This window comes from Spiribacter aquaticus (assembly GCF_007625215.1).
Lineage (GTDB): Bacteria > Pseudomonadota > Gammaproteobacteria > Nitrococcales > Nitrococcaceae > Spiribacter > Spiribacter roseus.
Window position 1 is genome coordinate 1 of sequence record NZ_VMKP01000003.1, and the last position, 16,240, is coordinate 16,240.

Genomic DNA, 16,240 nt, shown 5'->3' on the forward strand with positions numbered 1-16,240 from the left:
GCAATAACGACCTTGAGATTGACTCCGATGCTTTTGACGGCACGGTGACTCTGGTCGGTGTCAGCATCGCAGACGTCGAAGCTTCAAACTTCGATTTCGCTTAATCCCTCCACTCGGAGAGGATGCAGCCCTTAGGGGCTTTTGAAAAAGCCCTCGTCACCTAGTGGCGGGGGCTTTTCTTATTGGACTGGCCAGAATCTGGGTCGCCTCAATGCAGCCGGACTCAGTCCTTGCCTGATATGAACGACATCCCGATCGCTATCGTCCTGCTAGGCCGGCAACAGGATCGCCTCTCGCGGCAGATCAAGGCGCTGTATGACGAGGCCTTCGACTAGCGCACGTTGCAGCGCTGGCGGGATGGCTGGGCGGAATTGCCCTTGCTCAAATATCATCCGGACCTGCTGCCATGCGTGGATGCTCTGCTCGCCGAGATGGCTGAGGGCAGATGTCCTCTCCCGGTAATGGACAGCGCCCGTGTCGAGATCTGGAGCTATCACAAGGCATGCTGGCCTCGGCTCAAGGAACTGGGCGCTGACCTCAGTGCCTACATGAACGACTTCGGCGCGATCCATCCTGAGCTGAAGCGCCGGTTCCGGCGGCAGTATGAAGGCAAGCGCCGGTTCAGCAACCGGGAACAGACTGACTGGCTCAAGGCCATTGTAGTGGCCAGAAAATCAATTGCCCCAGTTTTGAGCGAGTCCTGGCAGTTCTCGGAGCTGGCTCCGCGGGCCGATGCGCGCACGCCGGATGGCCGTTGCTTGGTACGAGCTTTAAATCGCGCATTCGGTGACAAATTGTCCGGAGCGCACGGAATTCCGGACAAGTTGGGATCTCGGCACGCGTAGCCGATGATGGGATCGAGGTCCGCCGAACGTCGTGGGTCTTTAGGCGGCCCAGCGATAACTCGAGTGCAAGCCACCCAGCCACTTGCGGCGCACAAGGCTCGGGGGTTTATTGAAAAAATCCGGATCGTTTGCCGCGGGGTTCTGACTCAAGTCAGGAGCAATCGGAGGGTCCCCGCCGTTATGCATGTGGGGCCTCGCGGTGTTGTAATAGCGACGGAATTCGCGCAGCAAACGGTTCAAGTGGCGATCGTGGTGCGGTTGGACGTAACGCAAAAGCTCTTCATCGAGTGTGCGGTGAAATCGCTCCACGACTGCGTTTTGCCACGGGCATTTATAGGCGGTGCGTACGACCTTGATGTTCATCGCCGGTAGTATCCGCCTGGCAATCGGGAGAAAAATCCGGTCACGATCCATTACCATGGCCTCTGGCAAGTCATCCATGTCCATGAATGCGTTCCGCAGTTGCTGCGCGACCCACGCGGCCGACGGCGAGTAGGTCGCACGCGACCAATGCAGGACGCGGCGGCCATGATCGATGATATTGAGGATGTAGAGTTGGTCGCCCTTCAGGTCTAGGATTGTCTTGAAGTCGAACGCCATGACGTGTTGGTTATAGAGGGTGGTAACCCAGCCAGGCTCCTCCTCACGGGGCGGCAGCTTTCCCTTCTTTGGTCCCGGCTTGAAGCCATTGGCCTTCAAGATGTCACATACTACCGTTCTGCCGATGCGAAAGCGCAGTTCACCCCCAGAGATAATATTGGCGATACGTCGGGCGCTGTATCCGGAGTTTTCGCGCTTCATTGTCAAGACGGCCTCGACAATGAATTCTGGCGTCGACGGTCGGCCGCGCCGCTTGCCATCCGCGATCTTGTCGGCGTGCGATTTGCGGCTTTTGCCTTGAAGCCATTGGATGTACGTCGTCGGCGTAAAGCGCATGAAGCGCGTGACCCACGGGAAAAGCTGGTGTGCGCTGCCAATGAACCAGCGTTGCCAGCCCGTTAGACTCGGTCGCCTTCGTACCAATCGCCGCTTAGCCGGCGGCGTTCGGTTACCCTGCGCCGGGACCACCTTGGCTCGCAGGCTTTTGACCTCCAAGGACAGTGCGACTAACTGAAGCCGGCGCTGAGCCCATGCGATCCGATCGCGCCTGAATCGTCGACTGCTGGCCAAGCCGACCATCAGTCCAGAGGCAAACGCCACGACGGGTAACAGCAAAACTTCCATTGGACCATCCTTTGGCAAAACGATGCGAGGATACGCGAGCAGATGTGGGTGGTAGCCTAAAGCAAGTGAGCTCGGTTTGTTTGGAGGCCGTTTCATGTTGGAGATGATCGTGGTGAAAGCCATCCATGACATGGACGCGGGCGTCTGGCTAGTGGAAACCTCCGATATTCCAGGGCTGAATCTGGAAGGCGATACGCTCGAGCAACTTGCCGAGAAGCTCCCCGGCGCGATCCGTGATTTGCGCGAAACCAACGGCGATGCCGGGGGCAAGCTTGATGTGCCCATAAAGTTGGTCGCCCAAGCCAGTAGCCTGGCCGGAGAACTCTCGAAAAAGCCTGTCTGAGCGTCGGGTCTGGCGGCTTACGCGCCGTGGCCGGCGCCCATTGAGCGCGATGCGAGGCCCTCCGCCCACGCCAGCTGCCGCGGCAGACACACCGACTGCAGGTCGTAGTTGGAGATGGCGAACGCCCGGGCCTGCTCACCCAGTTTCTGGCGGCGCTCAGGGTCATCCGCGAGCAGGCAGACCTCACTCGCCAGTGCCTTTGGGTCAAAGAGGTCGAACAGCCGCCCCGTGAGATCGTGCCGGATCGCTTCCTGCAGGGGCTGGGTATCGCTCGCGACGATGCTGCAGCCGGCGCTCATGGCCTCCAACAGGCTCCAGCTCAGGACGAAGGGGTAGGTCAGATACACATGGACCGTGGAGAGCTGCAGTAACGGAATGAAATGCTCGTAGCGGATGTTGCCGAGGAAATGGACCCGCGCCCAGTCCTCGTCGGGGATGCGGGTACGCACCTCCTCAATGAATACCTCCCGCCAGCTTTTTTCTCCGTATGTGTCAGGGTCAGGGCGGGCCCCATAGCTCACGCCATCACCGCCCACGATCAGTATCCGGGCTTTGGGCCGCCTTGCCAGAATCTCGGGAAGCGCCCGCATGAAAATGTGGTAACCGCGATAGGGCTCGAGGTTGCGGTTGACGAAGGTGATTACCTCGCTGCCCCGATCGAGGGCAATTTTCCCGCCATTCTGGTCCGTGATGGTCATCTGCACGATGGGATTGGGGGCCACGACGTTGGTATCGATCCCGTCGTGAACCACGGTAATGCGCTCCCGGAAGCGCGGCGGGAAGGTGCTCGCCTGCCACTCGGTGGGGCTGATCCCGGCGTCTGCGGTCTCAAAATGCAGCAGGTTATTGAAATTCTTCAGGCGCAGCCGGCAGGCATCGCCCGGGTCGTTCGTCGGAAACTCCGGATCGAACCCCGTGTCGGCGCCCTGCGGGTGATAGTAAAACTCGCAGTAAATGCCCAGCGCCGCCTCGGGCCACACCTCCTTGACGAATAGGCTCTCGCCCCAGCCGTGATGGGCAATGATGGCGTCGGGGCGATAGCCTGAGTCGCGCATCTCCAGCGCTTTCCGGAAGGCCGCCTCACCGCGGATGGTCTTGGTCTCGAAGTCGCTGACCCAGGGATGAATCTCCCGGCTGGTGCCGCGCTTCGGGCTGTAACGGACAAGCCGCACCCCTTGCCATTCCGGGGCCTTGATGTCCCGCATGATCAGCGCCGTCACTTCATGACCCCGGGCGACCAGTGCCGGGGCCAGGTGCTTGAACTGACCGGGGAAGTTCTGGTGAACGAAAAGAAACTTCATGACATCATTATGCCGGTTTGATGAGTCAGGAGGCAGGATGCGGATCGCGCTGCTGGGTGCCAGTGGTCAGGTCGGGTTCGAGTTGCGGCGGGCGCTGGCGCCGCTCGGCGAGGTGGTGGTGCTCAATCGGACTGAATGCGATCTATCCGACCGGGGCGCCTTGTGCCGAGTCCTCGTGCAGCTGGCCCCCGATGCTATCGTCAACGCCGCCGCTTACACGGGGGTGGATGATGCCGAGACACACCGTGAGGTGGCGTTCCGAATCAACGGCGAGGCCCCGGGGGTGATTGGAGAGGCCGCCCGCGAGACGGGGGCCTTCGTTGTGCACTACTCTACCGACTATGTCTTCTCCGGGGATCGGGATCGCGCCTATCGTGAGGAGGATCCCACCGGTCCGTTGAACGTATACGGTGAGAGCAAGCGGCTGGGGGAGGTGCGACTGACCGAGAGCGGGGCCGCGTTCTACCTGTTTCGGACGGCCTGGGTGATCAGCGCGCGGGGCAGCAATTTCCTGCAAACCATCCTGCGTCTGGCGGCGGCGCGTGACCGCCTGCAGGTCGTGAGCGATCAGCTTGGCGCGCCGACATCGGCGGCGCTGATCGCCGATGTCACGGCGCATGCCCTGCATCAACGTCTCTCCGGTCGGGGATCGGCGGAGGCGGATGGCATCTACCACCTGAGCGCTTCGGGTAGCGCGAGCTGGTTTGAGGTTGCCCGGTATATTGTGGAGACCGCATGTGGTTTGGGCTTTGACCTGCGCCTGGCGGCGGAAGCCATCGAACCCATCCGAGCCGCCGAGTACGGGCAAGCGGCCCTGCGGCCAAGCAATTCCCGACTCGACACGACTCGGCTGACGAGGCAGTTCGACTTGACGATGCCGGACTGGCGGGATGGCATTCATTGGGCACTGGAGCAGTTGCGGTGAACGAATCCAAACGCAAGGGGATCATTCTGGCGGGCGGTACCGGGAGTCGGCTGTACCCGGTGATCCTAGCGCTGAGCAAACAGCTTTTGCCGGTCTACGACAAGCCCATGATCTATCACCCGCTCTCGACGCTCATGCTGGCGGGGATTCGCGAGATCCTGATCATCTCCACGCCCATGGATACGCCGCGGTTCACCGAACTGCTCGAGGATGGCAGTCAGTGGGGGCTGTCGCTTAGCTATGCCATCCAGGAACAGCCCGAGGGCATTGCCCAGGCGCTGACCATCGCCGAGGCGTTCCTCGATGGGGCGCCCTGTGCCCTGATCCTCGGCGACAACATCTTCCACGGTCATGACCTCGGCGCACTGCTTGACGAGGCGGACGACCAGACAACCGGCGCCTCGATATTCGCCTATCGGGTGAACGACCCGGAGCGCTACGGGGTGGTGGATTTCGACTCAGCGGGCAACGTCATGGGGATTGAGGAGAAGCCGTTTCAGCCGCGCAGTGGCTACGCTGTCACGGGGCTTTACTTCTATGACGGAAAAGCGGCGGAGTTGGCCCGGACCCTCACGCCATCGGCCCGCGGTGAGCTGGAGATCACCGACCTCAACCAGCGGTACCTGGAGGCAGGGGAGCTCAAGGTCCAACTCATGGGGCGCGGTTTTGCCTGGCTCGATACCGGTACCCACGAAAGCCTCCTGTCCGCCAGCGAATTCATCGCGACGCTGGAGCGACGGCAGGGCCTGAAGGTCGCCTGCCCCGAGGAGATCGCCTTTAGGATGGGATGGCTTCATCGTGGGGCGCTCGAGGCCCTCGCGGCGCCGTTGGCGAAAACCGCTTATGGGCAGTACCTCGAGCAGATCGCCCAGGAGGCTGACTGAGTCCATGGTGACCGCGACGCCGCTCTCCATCCCGGATGTGATGCTCATCAAGCCGGAGGTCTTTGGCGACACTCGGGGTTTTTTCTTCGAGAGCTTCAACCGCCGCATGTTCGAGGAGGCGATCGGCCGGGATCTGGATTTCGTCCAGGACAACCACTCCCGCTCGGCGCGCAATGTCCTGCGTGGGCTGCATTTCCAGGTGCAACAGCCGCAAGGCAAGCTGGTGCGTGTAGCCATCGGCAGTATCTTCGACGTCGCGGTGGACATCCGCCGGGACAGCCCGACGTTCCGGCGATGGGTGGGTGTTGAGCTGAGCGCGGAAAACCAGCGTCAGCTCTGGGTGCCCGAGGGGTTCGCCCACGGCTTTCTGGTTACCAGCGACTCCGCCGACGTCCTCTATAAAGCTACCGATTACTATGCGCCGGAGCAAGAACGCAGCATCCGCTGGGACGACCCGACGCTCGGCATTGAATGGCCGCTGGATGGGACGCCCCGGCTTTCCGGCAAGGACCGAGACGCGAGGTCGCTGATCGCACTCAAGCTTGGCTGAAATACCCCTACTGCGCGCACCCCAACATCGAGTATCCCGCGACGATCAGTTACCCTACGCTGCGAGTCATTCATTAAAAGGAGTCAATACCATGGCCAATACAGTCACCATCGACGGTAACGAATACGACCTTGAGAGCCTGAACGAGGCAGCGAAGTCGCAGCTCACTAACGTCCAGGTTACTGATCAGGAGATCGCCCGACTGCAGCAGCGGCTGGCCATCGCGCAGACGGCGCGGCAAGCCTACGCCCGGGCGCTGCAGGCGGAGTTGCCACAGTCCTGATCGGCAGCTATCTGCTCTAATGATCGGTATCCGTCGCTGATGTCTGCCATTGAGCGGTTGTTCTTCCGGCGTGTCCCGTTCTGGGTCGTGATGCTTCTGTTGATCCTGGGCATGATCGGCGCGCTGCTCTTCGCTTGGGCGGCGCAACGTGCGGCGGACGAATCGGCTGAGGCAACAAAACTGCAACAACAGGCGCTCGAGGTCGCCCGTGTGCCTGAGGCCATGCTGCGTGTGCTCACCGAGGGAATTCAGGGAGCGGCGCAGCCGCGCATTCTCGATTACGGGGGTGAGACAGGGTTTGTGCGGCGGGATCCCGATTTTGAGGATCCCGGGTATCTTCTGGTCTCGGCCTATAATGACGGCGCTGGGACGGGTGTCGTTTCCCTGCTGCGGGCGGGTGACGAGGACCCTATCCATCAATGGATTCCCGATATTGAGGCGATCCATGCTCGGAGCACTGATACCGAAGGGACCAACCTCAAACGCAACTACCGAGCCCAGCATCCTTTATTGACTGAGGATGGCGGGATACTGGTCACCAGTGGTGAGGGGCCGCTTACCCGGATTGGTCGCTGCTCGTCGGTGGAGTGGGTGACGGATCGGCATTTTCACCACTCCATCGAATGGGCACCCGACGGTGAGCATGTCCATGTGCCCCACGTGATGGATCCGCCGGCAGTCACGCTGGGCCTGGGCCCGGAGGGACCATTACCGCTTCGCGATGATGGCTTCGCGAAGGTCAGTCTGGACGGGAAAATCGTCGAGGAGTGGTCGGTCACCGATATCCTGCTGGATAACGGCTATCGCGGACTGCTCTACGGCGTCGGGCTTTATGAGACCGATCGTACGCATCTCAATGACGCCGAGGCAGTCGGCATTGATGATGAATTCGTCGAGTCCGGCGACATCATGTTGAGCTCCCGGAATCTGTCCACTGTGTTCCTGTACCGGCCGCGGACCAACGAGATCCTGTGGCTGCGAACAGGCCCCTGGCTCAATCAACACGATGTCGACTACCTCGGGAACGGAGAGTTTTCCATTTTCGGTAATGATGTCGTGCGGATGACGCCGGGTAAGGGCCGGCGTATCACGCCGCACAGTGCGATTTGGATTTATGATGTGAAAACCGAGAGCGTACGCCGTGCGCTTGAACTTGATGAGCCCGATATCGCGATCCCCAGCCAGGGGTTGCACACCTGGCTGGATAATGGCGATGTCTTCATCGATGATGCTCGGCGTTTATTACGAGTGGCGCCGGATGGTGCCGTGCGCTGGGAATACACCTCACCCGTCGGTGATGACCAGATTGGGGCGTTGCACTGGGCCCGTTATCTTAGGCCGGACCAGGTCCCGGAAGTGCTTCTGAATGGCAGGGAATGTTCATGAGTGACAGTCGTTACGCGTTCGCCCAGATCACCATGCTGGTCGGTCTGCTGGGTCTGCCGCTCACGGCAGCGGCCTATATCGGTCCCGGGATGGGTGCCGGTGCCATCGCGACAGTCCTCGGAGTGTTTGCGGCGATTTTCCTGGCGATCTTCGCGGTGGTCTACTATCCGCTGAAGCGGCTCTTCAGGCGCATGAGGGGCGCTCCGGCACAGTCCGAGAAAACCGAGTCCTCGGAGGACGGCAAGGCGGAGTGACAGCGCTCTCCGTCCTTGAGTGGGTCATTGTTTTACTGGCGGCCCTTGCCAGTGTTGAGCTTATCGTCCGTTTGCCCATTGGCCGCCTCGCCAGACGGCTCGCATCGGTGCCGCGTCATGTCCTGCGGACGCTGCATTCCTCTTCCCGATCTGATGAGCTAAAGCAGCGGCTCTTACTGTTCCATGCTCGGGTGCTTATCGGGGCAAGCGCCTCGCTGGCGGTGCTGATCCTGCTGGGTTTTCTACCGTTGCTCGCAGCCTTTTATGGTCTCGGTGGTGATGTGGCGCAGGCGAGTGTAATTGCGGTTGATGCCGCCGTCCTCGCCGTACTCACGACAGCCGCCGTGCTGTACCTCGTTCTCAGGCGGCGGTGGTATGGGTGACTATTCCCCTGCCGACCGCCTGTTGCATAGGTGGGCGCTGTCCTCTCAGGGAGTGCGACGTCTGAGTCTGGATATAGAGCGCGCGTTGATGAAACCCGATGACGAGCCGAACCGATCGGTGTGCGTGACCGGTTTGGCCCGGGCAGGGACGACGGCGCTGATGCGGGGGCTCTATGGGTCGGGCGATTTTGCCTCTTTAACCTATACGGACATGCCGTTCGTGCTGGCGCCCAATCTTTGGGGACGTCTCAGTCGTTTCAACCAGCGCAACCGGCACCGACGCCAGCGCGCCCATGGTGATGGGGTAGAGGTCGACTTTGACTCGCCAGAGGCGTTTGAGGAGGTCTTCTGGCAACTTGAGCTTGGCGACTACCGGGGCGTCCCTGCTGCGCTGACCCCCCAGACCGTCTCGCCGGCGGCTGTGGGTTCCTTCCGGACCTATCAACAGTTGGTCTGCCAGCGCCATGGCGCTACGCGGTATCTGGCCAAAAATAACAACCAGGTCCTGCGGCTCGCGTCGCTCGCGCCGCAGACGCCTGAGACAACGTACCTTGTGGTCTTCCGGGATCCCCTAGAACAGGCGTTCAGCCTGCTCAACCAGCATCGTCGCTTTGCCAACGCTGACCCTTTCACACGTCAGTACATGCAGTGGCTCGGGCATTTCGAGTTCGGTGCCACGCACCGCCCGATGCAGCTGAGCGATCCGTCAGTCAATGAGGCTCATGAGGCGCTGGCAAACCCGGACTCAGTGAATTACTGGCTCGGGCAGTGGGTAAATGTCTATACCTATCTCCACGAGCTTTCGCGTCAGAACCTCGGTAATATTTGGTTGGTGGCCTATGAGGGGCTCTGTGATGACCCCCATACCTGGCCGCTCGTCTGTGATCTTGTCGGCATCCCGCCGTCCAAGTCGGCATTCCGGCGGGGAAAGGGCGGATCTGGCGAGCCCCCGCAAGATACACGGCTTCTCGAGCATGCGAGGTCTCTCTACGCGTCACTCAGCGCCCGAAGTGTTGGGCGGCTGAGCGTTTAGCTGCGTGTTCACTTGGGATGATGGGTCAGTCAGCCCGATCCGGCCGGACGACAAGCCCATCCCACATCGATCCTATCGCACTGCAGTGCTGGGTCCCGGCGCAGGGTATCGACGCGCTCCGGTTGTGTTGAATCGTCGAACAGGATGTAAAGATCAGTCGGCCGCGCAGGCGCCCATGGCTGCGCGTCATTCAGACTGGGGCATGGGCCACTATGCCGGGCGATGTAGAAACTGTTCGTCATGGGCGCGGACTGCCAGGCCGCGATCGTCTGGATGAAGCTCTTCAGGTTGCGATTTCCCGGTTTTCCGCACTCGATGGAAGGCACCACGAAAAGCCGCTCAACGCCATTGAGTCGTGTTTCCCATTCGGGGATGTTGAGCACCCGGTCCTCGGTTTTCGAATCGAGCGCGATCGCTGCACGAAGCGGGTGGGTGTCCAGGACCTGTAGCAGGGCGGCCGTTATCAATACGGCCAATGCCCATCGGCGAGTACAGTCACGCCAGATGAGCAGCACGGCGCCGATTACCGCGATATAGGCAACTGGCCAGAAGAACCGGGAATTAGCCCTGAAGGCGGATAGACCCTGCTCGATGAAGTCCGGGAAACTGATGCTGAATACTTTAACGGGGCCAAAGGTCACCACCGGCAGGATGACGAATAGGAGCAGCCCGGTAAGCAAAGTGCTGAGGCTGCGATGATGGGCGACCAGCTCGCGCATTCGTGAGGATGGGGTAACAATCAGCGCAGTCGCGATCAAGAACAGTCCGCCGAGGCCGAGATAGCCCATCCCCTCGTAGTACTGCCCGCCCGTGACATCAGGACGGTGTGCGCTGAAAAAGCGCCATGCATGGCCCACCTCCTCCGCCTCCGCAAGCGCCTGCCAGGCTGTGGGCATCCACCCGGCGAGCGTTGAGAAAAACGGAGCGATCAGGTTGAGCGTGTAGCCTCCATAGCCTCCGGCGCCGCCACCGGCCATGTCGAAATAGCCCGCGAGCGTTGCGCCACCGAGGAAAAGGGCGCCGGGAGGGAAAAGTCGAGGCGCCAGGGTGCGCAGAGGATTGTCATCCTCAATCCAGACAGCGATGGTCGTGGTTGCCCATAGGCTGAACGTCATCGCCCAAAGGTAGGGATGGATAAGCGCGCTGACTGACCCGACAAACAGAAACAGGCCTGAGGCGAGACACCAGTCCCGCCGGCGCGCCGCGAGGTAACCCCATATCGATGCCAGGATCAGGAAATGTGCATGCAGAGCCAGGTGATACCAGCGCATCAGCCAGAAGGGCATGGCGCCCAATAATATCGCGACCGCCGCTGTGGCCAGCACATTACGGACGCCCAGATAGCGGGCAATCAGCACACCGAACAGCGCGTTGCCAAGCCAGCAGGCGACATACCAGATCCCGAAGGGCATCCAGACCGTACCGGTGATACTCGCGTAGACCTTCCCGATTAATGCAACGAGCGGGATGCTGTCCGTGCTGACCACGGAGAGATTAGGCAAAGAGCCAAGGTGGTCGATTTTGAGGAAATCGAATGACCATGGCTGCTGGATGAAGTAGAGGTATCCGGTGACATGCTGGGCGCGATCAGAGACAAGGTATCGCCAGAATGACGAACTGCCCGAAATCCAGTCGAGGGGAAGCGTCAACAGGATCACGACTGCTACCGGAGCGAGCGAAGCGGCGATGGAAGCCGTTACCAGGGTGAGGTGGGTCCAGGGGCCTTTCTCTCCGTTACGCGCACCTTCCTTGGCGCTGCTGTTCCTCATGCGCGGAACCCCCACAGGCGCGCGGCGAGTAATGTTGTGGCCGGTATGGCAAGAATACTGACCAGTGCAGCAATGGTCTCCGACATAACGGCTTCTTTCAGCAGCACAGAGAGAAGGAGGGTGTTCATTCCAAATCCCAGCAGCGCGATAACGAAGAACCGGCGCATTGCCTGGCGTGTGGGCGCCTCCTTGGGGAACGTCCAGTGGAAATGGCCGTTAAAGGAAACAATGAAGGCGATGCCAAAGGCGATCGCGTTCGCAACGCGTGGATCCAGTGGCGTGATCTCGATGAGCAGCGTGACCACTCCCGCATGGATAAGTGTCGCAAGCATACCGACAAGCCCAAACCTCAGGGTGATCAACCCCTCAGTGGCGAGCTTCCTCAGCATTGGTCGGGTGCCCATGGCTAATCGGTATCCCGAGACTGTCCGTAAACCCGTCTAACGAGGTAAGTCGGTCGGCGCTTTGCCTCAATGTATGCTCTGCCGAGGTACTCGCCCAATATGCCAATACCAATTAACTGAATACCGCCGAGGAACATCACCGAGACAAGCAGTGATGCGTATCCGGGAACATCGACTCCGTAAAATAGCGTGCGTACCACGATGAATCCGGCATAGGTGAACGCGAACAAGGCGGTGACGGCGCCTATATAGGTCCAGATGCGCAGTGGTGCAATGCTGAAGCTGGTGATCCCTTCGATGGCGAAATTCCAAAGTTTCCAGGCGTTGAACTTGCTCCCACCTGACTCACGGGCGTCGCGATGGTAGTCCACGATGCTGGTCCGGAATCCCGCCCAGGCGAAGAGCCCCTTCATGAAGCGCCGCGCCTCCGGTAACTCTCGTAACGCCTCGACAACCGCCCGGTCCATTAGTCGAAAGTCGCCGACATTGGCAGGGATGCTCGGGTCGGCGACAGCATTGTGAATGCGGTAGAAGAGTCCTGCGCTATTGCGTTTGAACCAGCTGTCGGTGCTTCGGTCGCAGCGTCTGGCGAGCACCACCTCCGCCCCCTCACGCCAGCACTGCAGCATTTCCGGAATGAGCTCCGGGGGATCTTGCAGATCCACGTCGATGGGCACGACAACATCGCCGTCCGCATGATCGAGCCCGGCAGTGAGTGCGGCCTCCTTGCCAAAATTGCGGGACAGGTCGATGACCACCGCCTGCCGACGATGTCGCTTGATTGCGTCAAGCGTTCTGTCCTCACTGCCGTCGTTGACGAAAACAACGCGATATTCGATGTCAGAACCGACAAGCGCCTCGCGTAGCCGTGCCATGAACGTGTCGATGCTGGCTTGCTCGTTATAAACGGGAACCACGAAATCCATTCGCGTCATGATGTCGAAAACGGTCCTTCTATCCTACGGCTAAATAATACACGCATAAGTTTATCAGCTCTACTCTATGTCCAGCGCCATATTCCAGCACGAGACTTCATCCCCAGCCTTTAGCCTGTAATGATTCCCGGCTTTCTGGGGTTCTACCCCATAGCTGCGGACACATCTGAAAAGCTTCATCATGGGAAACAGGAGGTGTCCGATGGCACAGAAGAGACGACGGTTCAGTCGAGAGTTCAAAGAGGAAGCGGTCGAGCTCGCGAGTCGGCCTGACGTGACGATCAAAGACGTTGCGCATGACCTGGGTATTCATCGCTCGGTGCTCGAGCGTTGGTGCCGGGCATCCAACACCGCTCGCAAGGAGGCTTTCCCCGGCAAGGGGCAGCCACGAGACGAAGAGGTCGCCCAGCTACGGCGAGAGCTTGCTCGGGTGAAAAAGGAACGGGATTTTTTGCGCGATGCGGCAGCGTTCTTCGCCAGGGAGTCACCCGGCGGTACCAGGTGATCCAGCGCTTTCGCGGTGAATATCCCATTCGACTGATGTGCCGTTGTCTGGAGGTCTCGCCAAGCGGGTTCTATGCCTGGCTTGCACGACCGGTGAGCAAGCGCGCTGCTGAGAACCAGCGGCTGCGCCGGCGTATGCGCGACCTTCACAAAGACCATCATGGTGTTCTTGGGGCCCCTCGTATGCATGAGGAGCTCTTCTATGAGGGTGAGTGATCATCTCGAACGGGACTTCAGCGCGGCAGCGCCCAACGAGCGGTAGGTGACGGACATCACCTATATCCGCACCAGCGAGGGTTGGCTGTATCTGGCTGCGGTCATCGACCTCTACAACAACGTGGTCATTGGCTGGTCGATGAGTGCACGGCAAGACCGACACCTGGTGCTCAAAGCGGTCCTGATGGCGATCTGGCAGCGGGAAGACAACAGCCCGGTGATCCTGCACTCCGACCGCGGGGCGCAGTTCACCAGTGGTGAATACCAGGCGTTCCTGCGCGACCATCAAGTCATCTCCAGCATGAGCGCGGTTGGCCACTGCGGCGATAACGCCGCGGCAGAGGGGTTCTTCGGTCTCCTCAAGCGTGACCGGGTTCGCCGCCGGCGCTATCTAACGCAGGCCGAGGCGCGCAGTGATGTCTTTGATTATATTGAGCGATTCCACAACCCGAGAATGCGTCGGCGGGTTGAGTAACCAATGGATCAGAAACGACGCTTAACGAAACCGTCCGCAGTGGTGGGGTAGAACCCGTGGGGGCGGAAGTACCCGGCAGTGGCGGCAAGCTGACAGCGACGCTGGTCTGAGGTCATCCCGTTCTTCGCCTTCTCGCCTGAGGTGCGCCGGATCATCTACACCACCAACGCCATCGAGCCGCTGAACAGCCAGGTGCGAAAGGCGGTGCGCAACAAGGGCCATTTCCCAAGCGATGAGGCGGCGATCAAACTGATCTACCTGGCACTGAGAAATGTGCAGGCGAAGTGGAAACGGCCACCCGTCCAATGGCACGCCGCCAAAACCCAGCTTGCGATCCAGTTCGGTGACCGGTTAGTGCTGGAAGGCTGATCTCAATGGAGCGGCTCACACACAAAAATCTCCACAGGCCCGTAGCGTTGGGTCCAGCGCTGAACCGTCTTTGGGTCAACATGGAAGCGTTCCGCTGCCTTGCGATAGCTCAGCCCTTGATCGATGACGGCACGAACCATCCGGGCTCGACCTCGAGGCGTCAGCGCGGCATTGTAATGACTGTCCACGGGGTCTCCTTCATTGGGTTGCCAAGTCCGCAAACTCAGCATCCCTCGGAGCTCCTCCGCGGACAACCTATTGAGAGATCACGACCTGGTCGTCGCCTTTGCGGCCCGTCGGGCATCGTGGGTCGAACGCGCCGCCGCCTAAATCCGGCATACCCGAGCCCTGCCGTAGATACGCTTCGCGGAGACCGAGCAGGCCCGGCTGATCAATTCGACCTCCGCTTGGGAAACGGCGGCTCACCCTCAAACCGTGCGACCGGCATCTCCAGCAGCCCCTTGTCCATCAACAGCTCGCCGACCAACGTTTCACTCCACTCATGAACACCTCTCCTAACGACTTTCCCATGATCAATCAGGTGTCCAGCATATTCGAGCGGCGTCCCATTACCGGTGATAGGTGTTGACGCTAGTCAGGCAACCGCCGTATGGCGGGGGGGCTTGATCAAGCTCTCGGCCGGAATCCCAAACATCTCGTGAAGTTTCCAGACCATGGCCAGGGTAAGGTTTCGCTTCCCGTTGAGGATCTCATAGACGCGGTTGCGCTTGCCGATCGCCGGCTCTAGATCCTTGGCGGTAAGCCCTTCCTGATCCATGCGGAACCTGATGGCCTCGATAGGATCCGGCAGATCCACGGGAAATTGCTTCGCTTCGTGGGCCTCTACCAGGGTCAGCAGGATCTCGAAGCGGTCGCCGTCCTCGGTGCCGGGCTCAGGTTCATTGTCGAAGTATGCGGATACCTCGCGCAGCACAGCCTTGTAGTCGGACTCAGTGCGAATCGGGCGAACATTCATAGCATCACTCCATTTCCACTGTTTCGGCATCCACTTTGTCATACTCAGCGTGGGTGCCGACGAACTTGATATAGACCGCGCCGTATCGGTACGCCACGCCCACGATGAGCCGGTAGTCGTTGCCCTTGATGTCGAATACGACACGCTTGTTACCCAGTATGCTGGCCCTTGGGTATCTCGCTTTGATGTCGTGCGAGCTCTGCCATTCCGAGTGCTTTACTTCGTCGACCCAGGCCTCCAGCGGGCCCTGAGCGTCAGGATGCTGCCCCCAGAAATCCCTCAGGGTCCTCTTCGAGATTATTCTCATGCAAACTCCTCAATGGCGGGATCTTGTCCCAATTTGGGATTACTGTCAAACCTTGCAGCCCCTCACCACCGGTGCCCTTTTTGTCGCGCTTTCCAATATGTCGGGCCGTAGAGCCCCTCAAACCCTGGAGCGCTTCGAATACGCAAACCTTCCTGAGAGCCACTGAGAGCCTCTTACAGAGCGCGACGCTACGATTGCCTCCAACACTCGATTTGATCAACGGTAATCACGGGTTTTGCTTATGGCGGTTACAGTGACGCAGCTCCAGGCGCTCTACGTTGCCTATTTCGGCCGTCCGGCGGATGCCGGCGGCATAGCGTTCTGGCAGGCACGCAGCGAAAGTGAGGGGCTTGATGCAAGTGCCGTCGGCGAAGCGCTGTATGAGTCGGCCGAGGCCAGGGCGCGTTACCCGGATGAGGCGCCGGAAGCCTTGGTGGACCGGGTTTATGCCAACATCCTGGGCCGCTCGCCGGATACGACTGGCCGCGCCTTCTGGATCGAAGAGCTCGAGAGTGGACGGCTGGATGCGGCGCGCTTGCCGCTCACGGTTTTCAATGCCGTCCGCGGTGGAGATGCGGATCACCTTGACAATCGGATAGCGGCCGCTGATGTGTTTACCGATCAGGCGGTTGCAACGGATTATATCGGCCAGCCCGCAGCCGCAGTCGCCCGGGATTGGTTGGATGGGATCGACGCCGATGCCAGCTCATTAACACTGGCGAGTAACAGTCTGGCCGGGCTCTTCACGCGAATCAGCGACGGCGCGGTGACCGGACACGCGCTCGATGGCTATATCAGCGGCGCAGACGTCTACGTGGATACCAACGGCAATGGCGTTGCCGAGGCATCGGAGCAGCAGTAGACGACGAATGCA

The 16,240-nt window shown here is 60.2% G+C and carries 19 protein-coding genes and 2 pseudogenes; 13 read left to right on the plus strand and 8 right to left on the minus strand.

Features of this window, described 5'->3' with window-relative positions:
- Positions 1 to 341: 341 nt before the first annotated feature.
- Positions 342 to 845: a hypothetical protein gene (locus FPL11_RS06410; RefSeq protein WP_144347925.1), complete on the plus strand. Its 504-nt coding sequence runs from the start codon at positions 342 to 344 to the stop codon at positions 843 to 845.
- Positions 846 to 884: 39 nt separating this feature from the next.
- Here the strand turns inward: FPL11_RS06410 and FPL11_RS06415 are convergent, their stop codons facing one another.
- Complete coding sequence (locus FPL11_RS06415; protein ID WP_144347926.1) at positions 885 to 2,069, minus strand: integrase core domain-containing protein; 1,185 nt, start codon at positions 2,067 to 2,069, stop codon at positions 885 to 887.
- A gap of 94 nt (positions 2,070 to 2,163) precedes the next feature.
- On the opposite strand from FPL11_RS06415, the gene FPL11_RS06420 reads away from it, so the two are divergent.
- Complete coding sequence (locus FPL11_RS06420; protein WP_144347927.1) at positions 2,164 to 2,412, plus strand: DUF1902 domain-containing protein; 249 nt, start codon at positions 2,164 to 2,166, stop codon at positions 2,410 to 2,412.
- A 17-nt stretch (positions 2,413 to 2,429) separates the two neighbouring features.
- Here FPL11_RS06420 and FPL11_RS06425 read toward each other — a convergent pair whose 3' ends face one another.
- A complete protein-coding gene (locus tag FPL11_RS06425; RefSeq protein WP_144347928.1) occupies positions 2,430 to 3,713 on the minus strand; it encodes a glycosyltransferase in 1,284 nt (427 codons plus the stop codon).
- 37 nt (positions 3,714 to 3,750) lie between these two features.
- On the opposite strand from FPL11_RS06425, the gene rfbD reads away from it, so the two are divergent.
- From rfbD to FPL11_RS06465, 8 genes are all read left to right on the plus strand, one after another.
- The gene (gene rfbD, locus FPL11_RS06430; RefSeq protein ID WP_144347929.1) at positions 3,751 to 4,638 is read left to right on the plus strand and encodes a dTDP-4-dehydrorhamnose reductase; all 888 of its coding nucleotides are present in this window, start codon (positions 3,751 to 3,753) and stop codon (positions 4,636 to 4,638) included.
- Positions 4,635 to 5,522, plus strand: coding sequence for a glucose-1-phosphate thymidylyltransferase RfbA (gene rfbA, locus FPL11_RS06435; RefSeq protein WP_144347930.1), 888 nt, complete (start codon positions 4,635 to 4,637; stop codon positions 5,520 to 5,522). The genes rfbD and rfbA overlap by 4 nt, the downstream gene beginning before the upstream one ends.
- A gap of 7 nt (positions 5,523 to 5,529) precedes the next feature.
- The gene (gene rfbC / locus FPL11_RS06440; protein WP_144348260.1) at positions 5,530 to 6,072 is read left to right on the plus strand and encodes a dTDP-4-dehydrorhamnose 3,5-epimerase; all 543 of its coding nucleotides are present in this window, start codon (positions 5,530 to 5,532) and stop codon (positions 6,070 to 6,072) included.
- Between the two features lie 91 nt (positions 6,073 to 6,163).
- The gene (locus tag FPL11_RS06445) at positions 6,164 to 6,355 is read left to right on the plus strand and encodes a DUF6447 family protein (RefSeq protein WP_144347931.1); all 192 of its coding nucleotides are present in this window, start codon (positions 6,164 to 6,166) and stop codon (positions 6,353 to 6,355) included.
- A 39-nt stretch (positions 6,356 to 6,394) separates the two neighbouring features.
- On the plus strand, positions 6,395 to 7,741 hold the full coding sequence (locus FPL11_RS06450; protein ID WP_144347932.1) for an arylsulfotransferase family protein: 1,347 nt from the start codon (positions 6,395 to 6,397) through the stop codon (positions 7,739 to 7,741).
- Positions 7,738 to 7,995 carry a hypothetical protein gene (locus tag FPL11_RS06455; RefSeq protein ID WP_200833598.1) on the plus strand — a complete coding sequence of 86 codons (258 nt, stop codon included), beginning with the start codon at positions 7,738 to 7,740 and terminating at the stop codon, positions 7,993 to 7,995. The genes FPL11_RS06450 and FPL11_RS06455 overlap by 4 nt, the downstream gene beginning before the upstream one ends.
- Positions 7,992 to 8,378: a hypothetical protein gene (locus tag FPL11_RS06460; RefSeq protein ID WP_144347933.1), complete on the plus strand. Its 387-nt coding sequence runs from the start codon at positions 7,992 to 7,994 to the stop codon at positions 8,376 to 8,378. Before FPL11_RS06455 ends, FPL11_RS06460 begins: the two co-directional genes overlap by 4 nt.
- Positions 8,371 to 9,411, plus strand: a complete 1,041-nt coding sequence (locus tag FPL11_RS06465) for a sulfotransferase (protein WP_159308502.1) — start codon at positions 8,371 to 8,373, stop codon at positions 9,409 to 9,411. Before FPL11_RS06460 ends, FPL11_RS06465 begins: the two co-directional genes overlap by 8 nt.
- A gap of 29 nt (positions 9,412 to 9,440) precedes the next feature.
- On the opposite strand, the gene FPL11_RS06470 is transcribed toward FPL11_RS06465, so the two are convergent.
- From FPL11_RS06470 to FPL11_RS06480, 3 genes are read right to left on the minus strand one after another with little or no spacing between them, the layout of a single operon-like run.
- Entirely contained in the window at positions 9,441 to 11,180 is a 1,740-nt protein-coding gene (locus FPL11_RS06470) for a DUF6311 domain-containing protein (RefSeq protein ID WP_144347935.1), read from the minus strand.
- Positions 11,177 to 11,584, minus strand: a complete 408-nt coding sequence (locus FPL11_RS06475; protein ID WP_144347936.1) for a GtrA family protein — start codon at positions 11,582 to 11,584, stop codon at positions 11,177 to 11,179. The genes FPL11_RS06470 and FPL11_RS06475 overlap by 4 nt, the downstream gene beginning before the upstream one ends.
- A gap of 2 nt (positions 11,585 to 11,586) precedes the next feature.
- Positions 11,587 to 12,510 (minus strand): glycosyltransferase family 2 protein, encoded by a 924-nt coding sequence (locus tag FPL11_RS06480; RefSeq protein WP_235013476.1) that lies wholly within the window; start codon positions 12,508 to 12,510, stop codon positions 11,587 to 11,589.
- Positions 12,511 to 12,721: 211 nt separating this feature from the next.
- On the opposite strand from FPL11_RS06480, the pseudogene FPL11_RS06485 reads away from it, so the two are divergent.
- Both FPL11_RS06485 and FPL11_RS06490 read left to right on the plus strand, forming a co-directional pair.
- A pseudogene (locus FPL11_RS06485) lies at positions 12,722 to 13,714 on the plus strand (IS3 family transposase).
- Positions 13,715 to 13,771: 57 nt separating this feature from the next.
- Positions 13,772 to 14,083 (plus strand): annotated as a pseudogene (locus FPL11_RS06490) (transposase); the annotation flags it as partial.
- Positions 14,084 to 14,085: 2 nt separating this feature from the next.
- On the opposite strand, the gene FPL11_RS10245 reads toward FPL11_RS06490, so the two are convergent.
- From FPL11_RS10245 to FPL11_RS06505, 3 genes are all read right to left on the minus strand, one after another.
- Positions 14,086 to 14,313, minus strand: a complete 228-nt coding sequence (locus tag FPL11_RS10245; RefSeq protein WP_144347939.1) for a helix-turn-helix domain-containing protein — start codon at positions 14,311 to 14,313, stop codon at positions 14,086 to 14,088.
- A 365-nt stretch (positions 14,314 to 14,678) separates the two neighbouring features.
- Positions 14,679 to 15,059 carry a helix-turn-helix domain-containing protein gene (locus FPL11_RS06500; protein WP_144347940.1) on the minus strand — a complete coding sequence of 127 codons (381 nt, stop codon included), beginning with the start codon at positions 15,057 to 15,059 and terminating at the stop codon, positions 14,679 to 14,681.
- Positions 15,060 to 15,063: 4 nt separating this feature from the next.
- Positions 15,064 to 15,366, minus strand: a complete 303-nt coding sequence (locus FPL11_RS06505) for a type II toxin-antitoxin system HigB family toxin (RefSeq protein ID WP_144347941.1) — start codon at positions 15,364 to 15,366, stop codon at positions 15,064 to 15,066.
- Positions 15,367 to 15,619: 253 nt separating this feature from the next.
- Between FPL11_RS06505 and FPL11_RS06510 the strand changes: the two genes are divergently transcribed.
- A complete protein-coding gene (locus tag FPL11_RS06510) occupies positions 15,620 to 16,228 on the plus strand; it encodes a DUF4214 domain-containing protein (protein ID WP_159308499.1) in 609 nt (202 codons plus the stop codon).
- Positions 16,229 to 16,240 lie beyond the last annotated feature (12 nt).

Coding starts and splice junctions, on each gene's coding strand:
- FPL11_RS06470 (WP_144347935.1), bottom strand. CDS start 11,180: ATGAGGAACAGCAGCGCCAAGGAAGGTGCGCGTAACGGAGAGAAAGGC.
- FPL11_RS06480 (WP_235013476.1), bottom strand. CDS start 12,510: ATGGATTTCGTGGTTCCCGTTTATAACGAGCAAGCCAGCATCGACACG.
- FPL11_RS06445 (WP_144347931.1), top strand. CDS start 6,164: ATGGCCAATACAGTCACCATCGACGGTAACGAATACGACCTTGAGAGC.
- FPL11_RS10245 (WP_144347939.1), bottom strand. CDS start 14,313: ATGCTGAGTTTGCGGACTTGGCAACCCAATGAAGGAGACCCCGTGGAC.
- FPL11_RS06500 (WP_144347940.1), bottom strand. CDS start 15,059: ATGAATGTTCGCCCGATTCGCACTGAGTCCGACTACAAGGCTGTGCTG.
- FPL11_RS06425 (WP_144347928.1), bottom strand. CDS start 3,713: ATGAAGTTTCTTTTCGTTCACCAGAACTTCCCCGGTCAGTTCAAGCAC.
- rfbD (WP_144347929.1), top strand. CDS start 3,751: ATGCGGATCGCGCTGCTGGGTGCCAGTGGTCAGGTCGGGTTCGAGTTG.
- FPL11_RS06420 (WP_144347927.1), top strand. CDS start 2,164: ATGTTGGAGATGATCGTGGTGAAAGCCATCCATGACATGGACGCGGGC.
- FPL11_RS06505 (WP_144347941.1), bottom strand. CDS start 15,366: ATGAGAATAATCTCGAAGAGGACCCTGAGGGATTTCTGGGGGCAGCAT.
- FPL11_RS06465 (WP_159308502.1), top strand. CDS start 8,371: ATGGGTGACTATTCCCCTGCCGACCGCCTGTTGCATAGGTGGGCGCTG.
- FPL11_RS06455 (WP_200833598.1), top strand. CDS start 7,738: ATGAGTGACAGTCGTTACGCGTTCGCCCAGATCACCATGCTGGTCGGT.
- FPL11_RS06415 (WP_144347926.1), bottom strand. CDS start 2,069: ATGGAAGTTTTGCTGTTACCCGTCGTGGCGTTTGCCTCTGGACTGATG.
- FPL11_RS06450 (WP_144347932.1), top strand. CDS start 6,395: ATGTCTGCCATTGAGCGGTTGTTCTTCCGGCGTGTCCCGTTCTGGGTC.
- FPL11_RS06475 (WP_144347936.1), bottom strand. CDS start 11,584: ATGGGCACCCGACCAATGCTGAGGAAGCTCGCCACTGAGGGGTTGATC.